13 protein-coding genes are annotated in these 13,699 nt (G+C 66.2%); 6 read left to right on the top strand and 7 right to left on the bottom strand.

Annotated features, from left to right (window positions below; genetic code table 11):
• Positions 1–151: 151 nt before the first annotated feature.
• The 4 genes from J4O76_RS08505 to J4O76_RS08490 all read right to left on the bottom strand — a co-directional run bounded on the left by J4O76_RS08505 (position 152) and on the right by J4O76_RS08490 (position 2,463).
• Positions 152–580: a hypothetical protein gene (locus J4O76_RS08505; protein WP_426281309.1), complete on the bottom strand. Its 429-nt coding sequence runs from the start codon at positions 578–580 to the stop codon at positions 152–154.
• 10 nt (positions 581–590) lie between these two features.
• Positions 591–926 carry a hypothetical protein gene (locus tag J4O76_RS08500; RefSeq protein WP_426281308.1) on the bottom strand — a complete coding sequence of 112 codons (336 nt, stop codon included), beginning with the start codon at positions 924–926 and terminating at the stop codon, positions 591–593.
• Between the two features lie 55 nt (positions 927–981).
• A complete protein-coding gene (locus tag J4O76_RS08495) occupies positions 982–1,413 on the bottom strand; it encodes a CoA-binding protein (protein ID WP_426281307.1) in 432 nt (143 codons plus the stop codon).
• A gap of 99 nt (positions 1,414–1,512) precedes the next feature.
• A complete protein-coding gene (locus tag J4O76_RS08490) occupies positions 1,513–2,463 on the bottom strand; it encodes an Mrp/NBP35 family ATP-binding protein (protein WP_426281305.1) in 951 nt (316 codons plus the stop codon).
• Positions 2,464–2,533: 70 nt separating this feature from the next.
• Between J4O76_RS08490 and hflK the strand changes: the two genes are divergently transcribed.
• From hflK to J4O76_RS08465, 5 genes are all read left to right on the top strand, one after another.
• Positions 2,534–3,667: a protease modulator HflK gene (hflK, locus tag J4O76_RS08485; protein WP_056057565.1), complete on the top strand. Its 1,134-nt coding sequence runs from the start codon at positions 2,534–2,536 to the stop codon at positions 3,665–3,667.
• Positions 3,664–4,530: a protease modulator HflC gene (gene hflC / locus J4O76_RS08480; protein WP_235518904.1), complete on the top strand. Its 867-nt coding sequence runs from the start codon at positions 3,664–3,666 to the stop codon at positions 4,528–4,530. The genes hflK and hflC overlap by 4 nt, the downstream gene beginning before the upstream one ends.
• A gap of 114 nt (positions 4,531–4,644) precedes the next feature.
• Positions 4,645–6,201 carry a Do family serine endopeptidase gene (locus J4O76_RS08475; RefSeq protein WP_426281304.1) on the top strand — a complete coding sequence of 519 codons (1,557 nt, stop codon included), beginning with the start codon at positions 4,645–4,647 and terminating at the stop codon, positions 6,199–6,201.
• A 111-nt stretch (positions 6,202–6,312) separates the two neighbouring features.
• Entirely contained in the window at positions 6,313–7,956 is a 1,644-nt protein-coding gene (locus J4O76_RS08470; RefSeq protein ID WP_426281303.1) for a helicase HerA-like domain-containing protein, read from the top strand.
• Between the two features lie 81 nt (positions 7,957–8,037).
• The gene (locus tag J4O76_RS08465) at positions 8,038–9,267 is read left to right on the top strand and encodes a M20 metallopeptidase family protein (RefSeq protein ID WP_426281302.1); all 1,230 of its coding nucleotides are present in this window, start codon (positions 8,038–8,040) and stop codon (positions 9,265–9,267) included.
• A gap of 181 nt (positions 9,268–9,448) precedes the next feature.
• Here the strand turns inward: J4O76_RS08465 and J4O76_RS08460 are convergent, their stop codons facing one another.
• The 3 genes from J4O76_RS08460 to J4O76_RS08450 all read right to left on the bottom strand — a co-directional run bounded on the left by J4O76_RS08460 (position 9,449) and on the right by J4O76_RS08450 (position 13,177).
• Positions 9,449–10,561, bottom strand: coding sequence for a serine hydrolase (locus J4O76_RS08460; protein WP_426281301.1), 1,113 nt, complete (start codon positions 10,559–10,561; stop codon positions 9,449–9,451).
• A 118-nt stretch (positions 10,562–10,679) separates the two neighbouring features.
• Positions 10,680–12,257: an L-aspartate oxidase gene (gene nadB / locus J4O76_RS08455; protein ID WP_426281300.1), complete on the bottom strand. Its 1,578-nt coding sequence runs from the start codon at positions 12,255–12,257 to the stop codon at positions 10,680–10,682.
• Entirely contained in the window at positions 12,254–13,177 is a 924-nt protein-coding gene (locus J4O76_RS08450) for an ABC transporter ATP-binding protein (RefSeq protein WP_426281299.1), read from the bottom strand. Before J4O76_RS08450 ends, nadB begins: the two co-directional genes overlap by 4 nt.
• A gap of 285 nt (positions 13,178–13,462) precedes the next feature.
• Between J4O76_RS08450 and J4O76_RS08445 the strand changes: the two genes are divergently transcribed.
• Positions 13,463–13,696, top strand: coding sequence for a zinc-finger domain-containing protein (locus tag J4O76_RS08445; protein WP_056047052.1), 234 nt, complete (start codon positions 13,463–13,465; stop codon positions 13,694–13,696).
• The last annotated feature ends 3 nt before the right edge of the window (positions 13,697–13,699 follow it).

The raw sequence follows: 13,699 nt of genomic DNA, 5'->3' as shown, positions 1-13,699 counted from the left end.
TCCCGCGAAGGCGGGAGTCCAGACTGGGGCCCCGCCTTCGCGGGGAAACATCGGCCGGGCGATTACGGCGAAGCGTGTTGAGACGACTTACTTCATCGACTCCATCCAGCACGTCGATACGCGCTTGAATGGTACGGCTTCTGCCTGCCGCCTAATTCACCGTGCCGACGGGGCCGTCGAGATCAATCGGTACGCGACCGCGTTTGTCGGGTTTCTTTGCTAGGGCGCTTTTGATCAGTCCGACCGCGGCCTTCGCGATTGGGGCGATCAGTGGGCCGAAGCCGACCTGGCATCCTCCCTGCCGCGCGGCGCACGGTGTATCCGACAACTCCAAGGCGCGGACGGCGGTGAGGTTGGGGTTGGAGGCGACCGCATGATCGGGCGGGCCGCGATCGTCGCGCATTGGCAGGCGTGGGGTGGTCGTCGCGGATTTGCCGCAGACGACAACTTCGTTCCCGTCCTTCGTCTGCGTAGCGCACGGGTCGACGAGGATCGAAAAGCGCCCCGGCACCGGCGGTGCCGCAGGCGCAGCGGTAGTGGCGGACGCCTGGAGCAGCGAGGACAGGATTATGGCGAACATGATCAGGTCCTTACGGTGCGGGCTTGCGGAACGACGTGCCGCCTTCGCCGCCTACCGTCATCGTAACGCCCGCCATCCCGCCGCCAACCTGGAACGGGCTGAGATCGGCGAGTGGCGACGTACGGTTGAGCAGGCGAGTACGTTCGTTGCGGACGCTCTCATGCTTGGGGTCGCCGGCGTCATGTACTACGAAGGGCACCCGAAATCGGTCTGCGGTGCGCATCCCGCAGACGGTGATGTCCGTCTCGTCGGCGCTCTGGATGCAGGGTTGCTCGGCAGCCATGCGGGCCTTGGCAGTTGCCATCAGCGGGTCGTCGATCAGTATCGACAGCAGCATCGCGAGCATCGGCACCTCCCGGACAGACACGCAGACTGGCCGCGATCGCCGGGGAGGGCAAGCGTCATTGCCCGATCTTCGCGACCCCGAGCCGGGGGATGTCGATCGCCGGGCAGCGGTCCATCACAACTTGGAGGCCGGCGGCTTCGGCGCGCGCCGCGGCCTCTTCGTTGACCACGCCGAGTTGCATCCAGACGGCCTTCGCACCTGCTGCAATCGCCTGATCGACCGCTTCGCCAGCAGCCGCCGAGTTGCGGAAGATGTCGACGATGTCGATCGGGTCGCCGAGTTGCGACAGGTCTCGGAAAACGAACTCCCCATGGACATGCTCGCCGGTGATCTGCGGATTGACCGGGATCACGCGGTAGCCATGCCCCTGCAGTTTGGCCATCACGCCGTACGACGGGCGATCTGGGCGGTCCGAGGCGCCGATCATCGCGATCGTGCGGGCGTTTTCGAGCAAAGACTTGATGTCGGCATCGGCGGTCAACGGCATCGATGCCTCCTGCAAAGAAGAAACCTGGTCCGCTCGTACCGCGACTCTACGCGTCGGGTACGACCGGTAATCAGATAACGTAGATCAGGCCGCCGAGTTTCACAGTTTTCCGAGCCATGCGACGACCTGAGCCGCGATCGGCATGAAAATCATATCGTCCGGGTTCGAGGCCGGCGGCGTGCCGGCATCGGATGCGGTGCGGATCGAGATCGTCAGCGGGACGCGGCCGAGGAACGGGATGCCGAGCTCGCGCGCCGCCGCCTCTGCGCCGCCATTGCCGAACGGGTCCGACGCCTCGCCGCAATGTGGGCAGACATAGCCGGCCATGTTCTCGACCAGGCCGATGATCGGGATGCCGGCCTTCTCGAACAGGTCGATCGCGCGGCGTGCGTCGATCAGCGCGAGATCCTGTGGGGTAGAGACGATCACCGCGCCTGCGGGGCGGTATTTCTGGACCATCGTCAGCTGGACGTCGCCGGTGCCGGGGGGGAGATCGAGCACAAGCGTATCGGTCACGCCCCAATCTGCCTCGACCAGCTGGCCGAGCGCGCCCGCCGCCATCGGCCCGCGCCACGCGATCGCCTTGCCCGGCTCGACGAGCTGGCCCATCGACAATAGCGGTACGCCGTACGGGGTGGGGACGGGGTCGAGCACCTTGTCCTTCGCGGTCGGTCGCGTGCCCTCGACGTTCATCAGGCGTGGCTGCGACGGGCCGTAGATATCGGCGTCGACCAGCCCGACGCGGCGCCCCGCACGCGACATCGCGATGGCGAGATTGGCAGCGAGCGTGGATTTGCCGACGCCACCCTTGCCGCTGGCGACTGCGATCAGCCGGCGGGTCGAGCGTTCCGCGGTCACCGCGATCCGCACCTCAGACACACCGGGTTGGGTCGCGGCCATCCGCACGGTCGCCTCCAGCGCGTCGCGCGCCTGCGGGTCGAGCCCGGTCGCATCGATGATGATGCCAGCCCGGGTTCCCTCGAGCCGGACGGTCGCCCGCTTGCCCGCCACTGCGGCAACCGCCGCCTTTACCGCTTCGATATCGATCATCGTGGCCAGATAGGGCCGCTAAGGGCGCTTGGCACTGTTTTTCCGCCAGCGCACACCTATAAAGGTTGGTATGACGATCTTCTCGCGCTGGTTCCGGCGCCCCGATATCCTCGCCACCGAAACACCGAAAGGCCCCTGGGGCGGCTCGGGCGACGACGGTAACAGCGGCCCGCGCAATCCCTGGGCGCAACCTCCAGGTGGCCGCAAGCCTGCCGCCAAGCCGACCGCGCTCGACGAGTTCCTGCGTAAAGCGCGCGGCTCGGGTGGTGGCGGCGGCGGCACTGGCGGCTTCGGTGGCCTGCCGTCAGGCGCCAACGCCCGCGCGCTCTGGGCGATCGGCGTCGCGATCATCGCGGTGGTCTGGATCCTGTTTACCTCGGTCCATCAGATCGGCCCGCAGCAGCGCGGTGTCGTCACCTATTTCGGTAAATACGCGGGCACGCTCGATCCGGGCGTTCGCCTGACGATGCCCGCGCCGATCGCCGACGTGACGGTGGTCGACGTGCAGAAGATCCGCACCGACAACTTCCCCGTCGGTGACGGCGAGAACCTGACGCTGACGGGTGACCAGAACATCATCGATCTGGCGTATTCGGTCCGCTGGGATATCTCGGACCCCCGCGATTACGTGTTCCAGCTTGCCGAGCCGAACGACACCGTCCGTGCCGCTGCCGAGAGCGCGATGCGCGCGGTGGTCGCCACGACGACGCTCGATCAGGCGATCGGCACTGGCCGTACCGTCATCGAGCAGCGCGTCGCTGAACTCACGCAGCAGATCCTCAACGACTATAAGTCGGGCGTCCGTATCCAGGGCGTCGCGATCAAGCAGGCCGCGGCGCCCGCACGGATCGTCGAGGACTTCAACGCCGTCACAGCCGCGCAGCAGGAGGCGATTGCCAACCTCAACCAGTCGCGCTCCTATGCGCAGCAGGTCGTGGCGCGCGCGCAGGGCGAAGCCGCGTCGTTCGACAAGGTCTACGAGCAGTATAAGCTTGCGCCGGAAGTGACGCGTCGCCGCATGTATTATGAGACGATGGAGGCGGTCCTCGCCAAGAGCGACAAGACGATCGTCGAGACGCCGGGCGGGGTGGTGCCGTATCTGCCGCTGTCGAACGCCAAGCGTCTGCCGAACCCCGAGGCTGTCCAGTCGACACCAGCGCCTGCTGCGGCGGCTGCTGCCCCCCAGCCTGGAGCTGCCCAGTGAACGCCGTGAGTTTCCGCAACCCGATCGTCGCCGGGATCATCGCGCTATTACTCGTGATCCTCGCCGCATCGACGTTCGCGATCGTGCCCGAGACCAAGCAGGCGGTGATTCTGCGCTTCGGCCAGCCGATCCGCACCGTCAACGCGTGGCAGCCGAACACGCCGTTCGGCCAGACCGGCGCCGGCCTGATCGCGCGTATCCCGTTCGTCGACCGCATCGTCTGGATCGACAAGCGGGTGCAGGATCTGGAACTCGACAACACGCTGGTGCTGTCGACCGACCAGCTCCGGCTTGAGGTCGACGCCTATGCGCGCTACCGGATCGTCGATCCGCGCAAGATGCGCAATGCGGTCGGCAGCGAGGACCGGATTCCGGATCAGCTTCGTCCGATCCTCGGGTCTGCGCTGCGTAACGAACTCGGCAAGCGGCGCTTCGTCGAATTGCTGAGCCCGGAGCGGTCCGAGTTGATGGACAACATCCAGAAGGGTCTCCAGCGCGTCGCCAGCCAATACGGTGTCGAGATCGTCGATGTCCGTATTAAGCAGGCGAATCTTCCCGTCGGCCTGCCACTCGAAAGCGCGCTCAAGCGTATGTCGAGCGCGCGTCAGCAGGAGGCGATCACGATCCGTGCCGAGGGTCAGAAGCAGGCGCAGATCGTTCGTGCGCAGGCGGATGCGGATTCCGCGAAGATCTATGCCGAGAGCTTTGGCAAGGACGCGGATTTCTACGACTTCTACCGTGCGATGCAGTCGTATCGGCACACGTTTGGTGCCGACGGTGGCCCGGCACCGGAAGGATCGACTTCGATCATTCTGTCGCCGAACAACAGTTACCTGAGGGAATTCGAGGGCCGCGGGCGTTGAGCCTGCGGAACCTTTGAACGCCGAGCCATATTCAAGACCATATTCAAGCATCATTCAGGACGGCGTCCCTACGGGGTACCTGTTTCGATTGATGAAACGAGAGGACAACATCTAGTGCGTTACGCCTACGCCATTACCAGTGCTCTTCTCCTCGGTGGCGCGACCGCGACGCTCGCGCTCCAGCCGAGCGGTGCGCAGGTCGCGCAGAACGAACCCGGTGCGATCCAGGCGGTCTCGCCGAAGCCCGGCGCGCCGATGAGTTTCGCCGACATGGTCGCTCGGCTCCAGCCTGCGGTCGTCAACATCTCGACCAAGCAGACGATCGTCCAGAAGCAGCAGGCCAATCCGTTCGCGGGCACGCCGTTCGGCGACCTGTTCGGCGGCATGGGCGGCGGCGGCCAGGGTGGCGCGCCGGTGAAGCGTGAAGGCGCCTCGCTCGGCTCGGGCTTCCTGATCTCGCCGGACGGCTATGTCGTCACGAATAACCACGTGATCTCGCCGGGCGCGCAGGGCGCGACGGTCGATTCGATCACCGTGACGCTGAGCGACAAGAAGGAATATGTCGCCAAGGTCATCGGCAAGGATCAGGAATCGGATCTCGCGCTGTTGAAGATCGATGCGGCGAACCTGCCGTTCGTGAAGTTCGGCGATTCGAACGGCGCGCGCGTCGGCGACTGGGTCGTCGCGATCGGCGAGCCGTTCGGGCTCGGCGGTACCGTCACGGCGGGCATCGTCTCGGCGATCAACCGCGTCACGGGACAGGGCGGCGCGTACGACCGCTTTATCCAGACCGATGCGTCGATCAACCAGGGCAACTCGGGTGGCCCGATGTTCGATCTCAACGGCAACGTGATCGGCGTGAATTCGCAGATTTTCAGCCAGTCGGGCGGCAATATCGGCATCGGCTTCGCAATCCCCGCGGCCGTCGCTAAGCCGATCATCGCGACCTTCATGAAGGGCGGCACGATCGAGCGCGGCTATATCGGCGTCCAGCTGCAGCCGGGCGGCACGATCAACGAGGATACCGCCGCGGCGCTGGGGATACCCAAGAACCAGGGCGAGCTGATCAACGACGTGACGGCAGGCGGCCCGGCGGCCAAGGCCGGCGTACGCGCAGGCGATGTCGTGACCAAGGTCAACGGTCAGCCGGTGACGGTCGACCAGTCGCTGTCCTACCTGGTCTCGAACGTGAAGCCTGGTCAGACTGCACGTCTCGACATCCTTCGCAACGGCAAGCCGACTTCGGCAAACGTGGTCGTGGTGCCGCGTCCAAGCGCGGACAAGCTGGCGGCTGTGGTCGGCGGCGATGCGCAGGGCTTCGGCAGCGACGACGGCGATGACGGCGACGATTCGGCTACCCCCGCCGCACCCACGGCGGGCGCGGCGCTTGGCATCGGCGTCCAGCCGCTGACCCCGGCGATCGCACAGGCGGTCGGCGTCGAGGCGAGCACGCAGGGCGTCGTCATCGCCGTGGTCGCGCAGACCAGCGATGCGTATGGCAAGCTCAAGCGCGGCGACGTCATCATCTCGGTCAACGGCACGCCCGTTCGCACCGCGGTCGACGTCCAGAACGCGGTCAACGTCGCCAAGGCAGCCGGTCGCCCGCAGGTCCTGTTGCAGGTCAAGCGCGGCCGCAGCCCGGCAACGTTCCTGCCGGTCAAGATCAAGTAATCCACGGCCGACACGACTGATCCAAGAGGACCGTCGCTCGCCTGAGCGGCGGTCCTTTTTCTTTGCGGCGCGCGGGGTTAGGGTCGGTGTCGGATACAGAGGACGAGACCCATGACCGACGGCATCTTCATCGGCGCGAGCGTGGACGGCAAGCCGCAGACGCTGGAACTGAAGCGCGCGAACCGCCACGGCCTGATCGCGGGCGCGACCGGCACCGGCAAGACGGTGACGTTGCAGGGGATCATCGAGGGCTTTTCGGCGAACGGCGTGCCGTGCTTCGTCGCCGACGTGAAGGGCGACCTGTCAGGCCTTGCGATGGCGGGCTCGCCCACGGCGAAGACGCATGCGAGTTTTGCCGAGCGTGCCAAGGCGATCGGCGACGATAGCTGGGCCTATGCCGACAACCCGGTGCAGTTCTGGGACCTGTTCGGCGAGCAGGGCCATCCGATCCGGACCACGATCAGCGAGATGGGCCCGCTGCTGCTGGCGCGGCTGATGGACCTAAACGAGGTGCAGGAGGGCGTGCTGACGATCGCCTTCCACGTCGCTGACAAGGAGGGGTTGCTGCTGATCGACCTCGACGATCTGCAGGCGATGCTGAGCGAATGCGCTGGCCGTGCGGACGAACTGACGGTGACGTACGGCAACGTCTCGAAGCAATCGATCGGCGCGATCCAGCGCTCGCTGCTCCAGTTGCGCACGCAGGGTGCGGAGAATTTCTTCGGTGAGCCTGCGCTCGAGATGAACGATTTCATCGGCGTCGACGACAAGGGGCGGGGGATCGTCAACATCCTCGCCGCGGACAAGCTGATGGCCTCGCCGAAACTGTATGCGACGTTCCTGCTGTGGCTGATGAGCGAGCTGTTCGAGCATCTCCCCGAGATCGGCGATCCCGACAAGCCGGTGCTCTGCTTCTTGTTCGACGAGGCGCATCTGCTGTTCGACGAGGCCCCCAAGGCGCTGCTGGAGAAGATCGAACAGGTCGTCCGCCTGATCCGTTCGAAGGGCGTTGGCGTGTATTTCATCACGCAGAACCCGATCGACATTCCCGACACCGTCGCAGGACAGCTCGGCAACCGCGTCCAGCATGCGTTGCGTGCATTCACCCCGCGGGATCAGGCCGCGGTGCGCTCGGCGGCGGAGACGTTCCGGGCGAACCCCGGCGTCGACGTCGCGACGATCATCACCGAACTGAGGGTCGGCGAGGCGCTGGTGTCGCTACTCCAGGCGGATGGCGCGCCGACGCCGGTCGAACGCACGCTGATCAAGCCGCCAGCGTCACGCGTCGGCCCGATCACGCCGGCCGAGCGGAAGGTGATGATCGAGACCGATGCGGTTGGGGCGAAGTATGACACGCTGGTCGATCGGGAGTCTGCCGAGGAATTGCTGGCGGCGAAGACGCAGGAGGCGAGCGCTGCGGCGGCCGAGGCCAAGGCGACGACCGTGGCGGAGAAGGCTGCGGCGGCGCAGGCGAAGCTCGATGCCAAGGCGGCGAAAGAGGCGGAGCGCGCTCGCGTTGCGGACCAGCGCGAGGCTGATCGGCAGCAGCGTGAAGCTGATGCCGAGGCGGCAAATTCGCCCTGGACCAAGATGGCGTCTTCGGCGACGAGGGCCGTGAGCTCGTCGATCGGTCGGCAGGTGGCCAACGAGATCGGCAAGCAGGTGTTTGGAACGAAGTCGCGGCGATCGTCGTCGAGCGGTGGCTTGGTCGGCACGGTGCTGCGCGGGGTTTTAGGCGGGCTCTTCCGGGGGTAGACTACCGCCAATAGCGTGTTCACCCGCGAAGGCGGGTGCCCAGACTGGGTCCCCGCCTTCGCGGGGACATGGAGATAGCAGATGTCTTTCGATTTCGAATCTGTCACCGACTGGACCGCCGTCGGCGAGGACAGCCTCGACGACGCGATCACGCTCCGGCGCGCGATCCACGCCGACCCAGAAGTGGGCCTCCATTGCCCCCGCACCTCGGACAAGGTGAAGGCGGCGCTCGCTGGCCTCCCGCTCGAAATCCGCGAAGGCACTTCGACCACCGGCTTCGTCGCGATCCTCCGTGGCGGGCGTGCAGGCAATGCCGGCGGCAACGGCCGCACCGTCCTGCTCCGCGGCGACATGGATGCGCTGCCGATGCAGGAGGAAACCGGCCTGCCGTTCGCCTCCAAGATCGACGGCGCGATGCATGCCTGCGGGCACGATTCGCATACCGCGATGCTGGTCGGCGCGGCGAAGGCGCTGTGCGCGCGCCGCGACGAACTGCCCGGTACGGTCGTGTTCATGTTCCAGCCCGGTGAGGAGGGGCATCACGGCGCGCGCCACATGATCGCCGACGGCTTGCTCGACTCGCCGCTCCCCGAGGCGGGCTTCGCGCTCCACATCTCGCCGAACATGCCGATGGGTCATGTCGTCAGCCGCGCGGGCACGCTGATGGCGTCGACCGATACGCTGCGTGCGACGATCACCGGACGCGGGGGCCATGCGGCTATGCCGCACGATTGCCTCGATCCGCTGCCGATCGCCTGCGAGATCGTCACGGCCCTGCAGACCTATGTCGCGCGTCAGGTCGCGGTCACCGACCCCGCGGTGCTGTCGATCACCAAACTCAACGCCGGCAGCGCGCACAACGTCATCCCGTCGACCGTCGAGATGCTCGGCACGATGCGGACGCTGTCGGAGCGCACGCGCGAACAGGTCCGCGCGGCGTTCATCCGTATGGTCGAGGGCATCGCCGCGGCGCATGGCGCGGTCGGTACGCCGACGATCGAGGAAGGCTATCCGGTCACCGTCAACGACGAACGCGCGTCCGAACTGATGAAGGCGTGCGCGACGGCGATCGGCGGCGAGGGTGCGTATCAGGTGATGCCGCCGATGATGGGCGCGGAGGACTTCTCGTACGTGCTCCAGAAGCTGCCCGGGGCGATGGCGTTCATAGGTGCCGCGCCCGAGGGCAGCGATCCGCGTACCAACCCGCCGCTGCACAACACGAAGATGACGATCGACGAACGCGTGATGGCGCATGGGATCGCGATGCACTGCGCGGTGGCGGAGCGGTTCCTGACGAACGGGTTCGACTGACCGGCGGTCTGTGTGGAACGGCTGGACGTAGCGGTTTAGGGCGAGCCGCTCGCGGTTGGCTGTCCCGCGCAGTCCCAAAGGTTACGATATAGTCACACCAAGACGGTGTCAGGGCCTGCGTCCGAGTAGCGTACTGGCACCCGGTCTCGGTCACTCTATGCTGCACTGCAGCACGAAAACATCAGCCTCTCGGCCGTGTGGTCCCGGCATAGTTCGCCACCGCCGCCGCGGCCGCCTGGATCAATTTCTGGCGTTCGGGCATCGGCCGGATAGTGTCGCCGATCATCACTGCGATTCCATAACGACGGCCATCGGGGGCGGTGAGGAGGCCGACGTCGTTGAAGCCTGCGTTGCGGCGGCCGAGGTCCTGGCCGGTGCCGGTCTTGTGCGCGATCTCCCAGCCGCCGGGGAGCGCGGCGCGCAGGCGCGCGCGGCCGGTTACCGAGCGACCCATCGTGTCGAGCAGGATCTTCGTCGAGGTCTCCGACAAGAGATCACCCTTCGCCAGTCGCGCAATCGCATCGGCGATCGCGATCGGCGCGGCGCCATCGGGCGGATTGCGCACATACGCGTTCAGCGCAGCCTCGCGCACCGCGGGCGACAGCCGGTTGCGCGCCGTCATGAAGCCACCATTGACCGCGTAGGACGGCTGCCAGACCAGCCCCGCCGTGCCGCTCTGCAATAGCCGCTCGCCCGGCCCGAACCGGATTGCACCCAACTGCTTGCGCGCGATCATCGACCGCACCGCAGACGGCCCGCCGACACGTGTGAGCAACCGGTCGTTCGCCGTATTATCGCTGTGCGTCAGCGCGCGCGTCAGCAGCTCGCCGACCGTCGTCCGATAGCCGTCGCCCTTTACCAGCATCGCGATCGGCTGGTGGAACAGCGTCAGGTCTTGGGGCCGTACGACGATCGGCTCGTCGAGGCGGATCTTGCCTTGGTCGCGCAGGTCCATCACGGTCATCGCGACCCAGAGTTTGCTGACCGACTGCTGCGGCAGCAACTGCCGCCCGCCGGCCTCGACCGTCCAGCCATCGTCGACCGCGCGTATCGCGATACCCGCCTTGCCCTGGAACCCGCTCTGCAGTTCGGAGATCGCGTTGACGAGACCGGCGGGCGCGGGGCGCGGCGTACGGGGCAGGGGCGGCGGCACCGGGATCGACACGAACCCCTCGGACTGATGCACCGGGGAAACGGCGGGCGGGGTGGGCCGCGACGCCGATCCACATCCGGCGAGCGCCGTGCCGAACAGGCCGGTTGCCAGAAGACGCTTGAACGCACTCGCCGATGTCATGATGGATTGAACGCCCTGCACTGAAGCATCGATCCTTATCCGTTGATCGGCCACGCGAAACTGCGGCAGCACTTCGCTGCGACGAAGCGCGCCGACCATGCGCCGAGCCGCCGTCACGCTAGGGAACGAGAACCGTATCGACCGCCTCGGGCAGCGTCTCGGGGTAGTCGAGCGTGAAATGCAGCCCGCGGCTCTCGTGCCGATGCAGCGCGGATCGGACGATCAACTCGGCGGTCTGGAGCAGGTTGCGCAGCTCGATCAGATCAGGCGTGACGCGGAAATGCTGGTAATATTCCGCGACCTCGTCGTTGAGCAGTTCGATGCGATGCTTGGCACGCTCGAGCCGCTTGGTGGTGCGGACGATGCCGACGTAATTCCACATGAAGCGGCGGATTTCGGTCCAGGTCTGCTTGATCACGACCTCTTCGTCGGAGTCGGTGACGCGGCTTTCGTCCCAGGGGCGGATTGGCGGGGGCGGGGGCAGCGAGTCCCAGGCGGCTGCGATGCTGTCCGCCGCCGCCTCGCCGAATACGAAGCATTCGAGCAGCGAATTTGACGCTAGCCGGTTGGCGCCGTGCAGGCCGGACTCGGTGCACTCGCCTGCCGCATACAGGCCCGGAAGATCGGTCTTGCCGTGTTCGTCGATGACGATGCCGCCGCACGTATAATGTTGCGCGGGGACGACCGGGATCGGCTGCGTCGTCATGTCAATGCCGAGACCGAGCAGCTTCTCGTGGATGTTCGGGAAGTGATGGCGGATGAACTCGGCGGGCATGTGGCTGATGTCGAGATGGACGTAGTCGAGCCCGTAGCGCTTGATCTCGGCGTCGATCGCGCGTGCGACGATATCGCGGGGGGCGAGTTCCATCCGCGCGGGATCGTAATAGGTCATGAAACGCTTGCCGGTCGACGGGTTGATCAGCCGCCCGCCTTCGCCGCGGACCGCCTCGGTGATCAGGAAGTTCTTGACCTCCAGATTGTAGAGGCAGGTCGGGTGGAACTGCATCATCTCCATGTTGGAGACGCGCGCGCCGGCACGCCATGCCATCGCGATGCCGTCGCCGGTCGCGCCGCGTGGGGCGGTCGAGAACAGGTAGGTGCGGCCCGCGCCGCCGGTCGCGAGGATCGTCGCGCGGGCGGTGTAGAGGGCGACGCGCTCGGTCTTGCGATCGACCGCGTAGACGCCCCACACGTTGCCCGAGCCAGAATAGCGTTCTTCGTGACGGCCGGTCGCGAGGTCGATCGCGATCTGGTCGGGCACGAGCGTAATGTTCGGGTGTGCTTCGGCGGCCTTCTGCAACGCCTCCTGCACCGCCCAGCCGGTCGCGTCGGCGACGTGGACGATGCGGCGATGGCTGTGGCCACCTTCGCGAGTCAGGTGGAGCGCGTTGCCTTCGGTCTCGAACGGCACGCCAAGATGGGTGAGGCGTTCGATCGCAGCGGGGGCGCCTTCGACGACCATCTCGACGATCGCTCGGTCGTTGAGGCCGGCGCCGGCGACCATCGTGTCCTCGACATGGTTCTCGAACGTGTCGCCGGGTTCGAGCACCGCGGCGATCCCGCCTTGCGCCCAGGCGGTCGAGCCTTCGTTGAGCGCGCCCTTCGCTAACACCGTGACCTTGAAGCGGTCGGCGAGGTTGAGCGCCGCGGTGAGACCTGCGGCGCCCGAGCCGACGATCAGGATGTCGCTCGTCATGCGTTGGCGGCGCGGGTCAAGCTGAGGAAAACGTCCTCGAGGTCGGGCTCCTTGGTCGAGACGTCGACGATGCCGAAGCCACCGGATTGGATCGCGGCGAGGACTTCGCCGGCGTTCACGCGATCCTTTTTGTAGGTGATTTCGAGCGTACGCGTGCCTTTGAGCGCGATCTTCTGGAAGCACGCGTTGGCCGGGATGTCGGTCACGTCGCGATCGACGGTGACGGCGACGATCTTCTCCTGCGCCTTGCCGACCAGTTCGCGCGTCGGCTCGTTCGCGATCAGGCGACCATTGTTGATGATCGCGATCCGGTCGCAGAGTTCTTCGGCTTCTTCGAGATAATGCGTGGTGAGGACGACCGTGACGCCGGCCTGGTTGAGGCTGCGGACATAGGTCCAGAGTTGCTGGCGCAGTTCGATGTCGACGCCCGCGGTCGGCTCGTCGAGGACGAGGACGGGCGGCGAGTGGACCATCGCTTTCGCCACCATCAGGCGGCGCTTCATCCCGCCCGACAGCGTGCGGGCATAGGCGTGCGCCTTGTCCTCCAGATGCACCGCGCGGAGCAGTTCCATTGTGCGGCGCTTCGCCTTGGGGACGCCGTAGAGCCCGGCCTGGATCTCCAGCGTCTCGAACGGCGAGAAGAAGGGGTCGAACAGGATCTCCTGGTTGACGATGCCGATCGACGCCTTGGCGTTGCGCGGGTGCTCGTCGATGTCGAACCCCCAGATCGCGGCGCTGCCGTCGGTCTTGTTGACGAGGCCGGCGAGGATGTTGATCAGCGTGGACTTGCCTGCGCCGTTGGGGCCGAGCAGCCCGAAAATCTGGCCGCGGGGGACGTCGAACGTCACGTCGTCCAAGGCACGCTTGCCACCAGCGTAGGTTTTGCAAAGGTTCGAGATTGCGATCGCAGCTTCGGTCATGGCTGCGGCATAGCGGGGGCCGCAAGGCGGGTCATCCCCCGACGATCAAAGAAGATTGGTTCGCGCAGAGGCGCCGAGGCGCGGAGATGTTGCGCTCGTCGCGAAGCGTCTCCGATTCCAATGCACGATGTCAGGTATCAGGGTTAGGTATCAGGCGCTCGTTCCGAGCGAACCATCTCCGCGCCTCTGCGCCTCTGCGCGAACCATTCCTTCTATTAATCACACTTGCGTGGGGAGACGGAAGAACCAATTGCCCGGCCCGCGCGCGCTTGCTATCGCGCTCTCATGCATCCGCCGCTCGAAACCACCCGTGTCACCCACAACCGCGTCGCCTGCGACGGCGCCACTGACATTCCCGGCGGTGCGGCACTCGGCCACCCACGCGTCTGGTTGCAGATCGACGAGACCGGCTACGTCGATTGCGGCTATTGCGACCGCCGCTTCATCCTGGTCGGCGGTGCCGCCGATGGCGCGGACCAATCGACTTTGCGCGATCACGGGGATGGCGCAGGGCGCTAAGCC

It is taken from the genome of Sphingomonas sp. NFX23 (assembly GCF_049887795.1).
Taxonomy (GTDB): domain Bacteria; phylum Pseudomonadota; class Alphaproteobacteria; order Sphingomonadales; family Sphingomonadaceae; genus Sphingomonas.
This window is presented reverse-complemented; position numbering and strand designations above follow the sequence as displayed.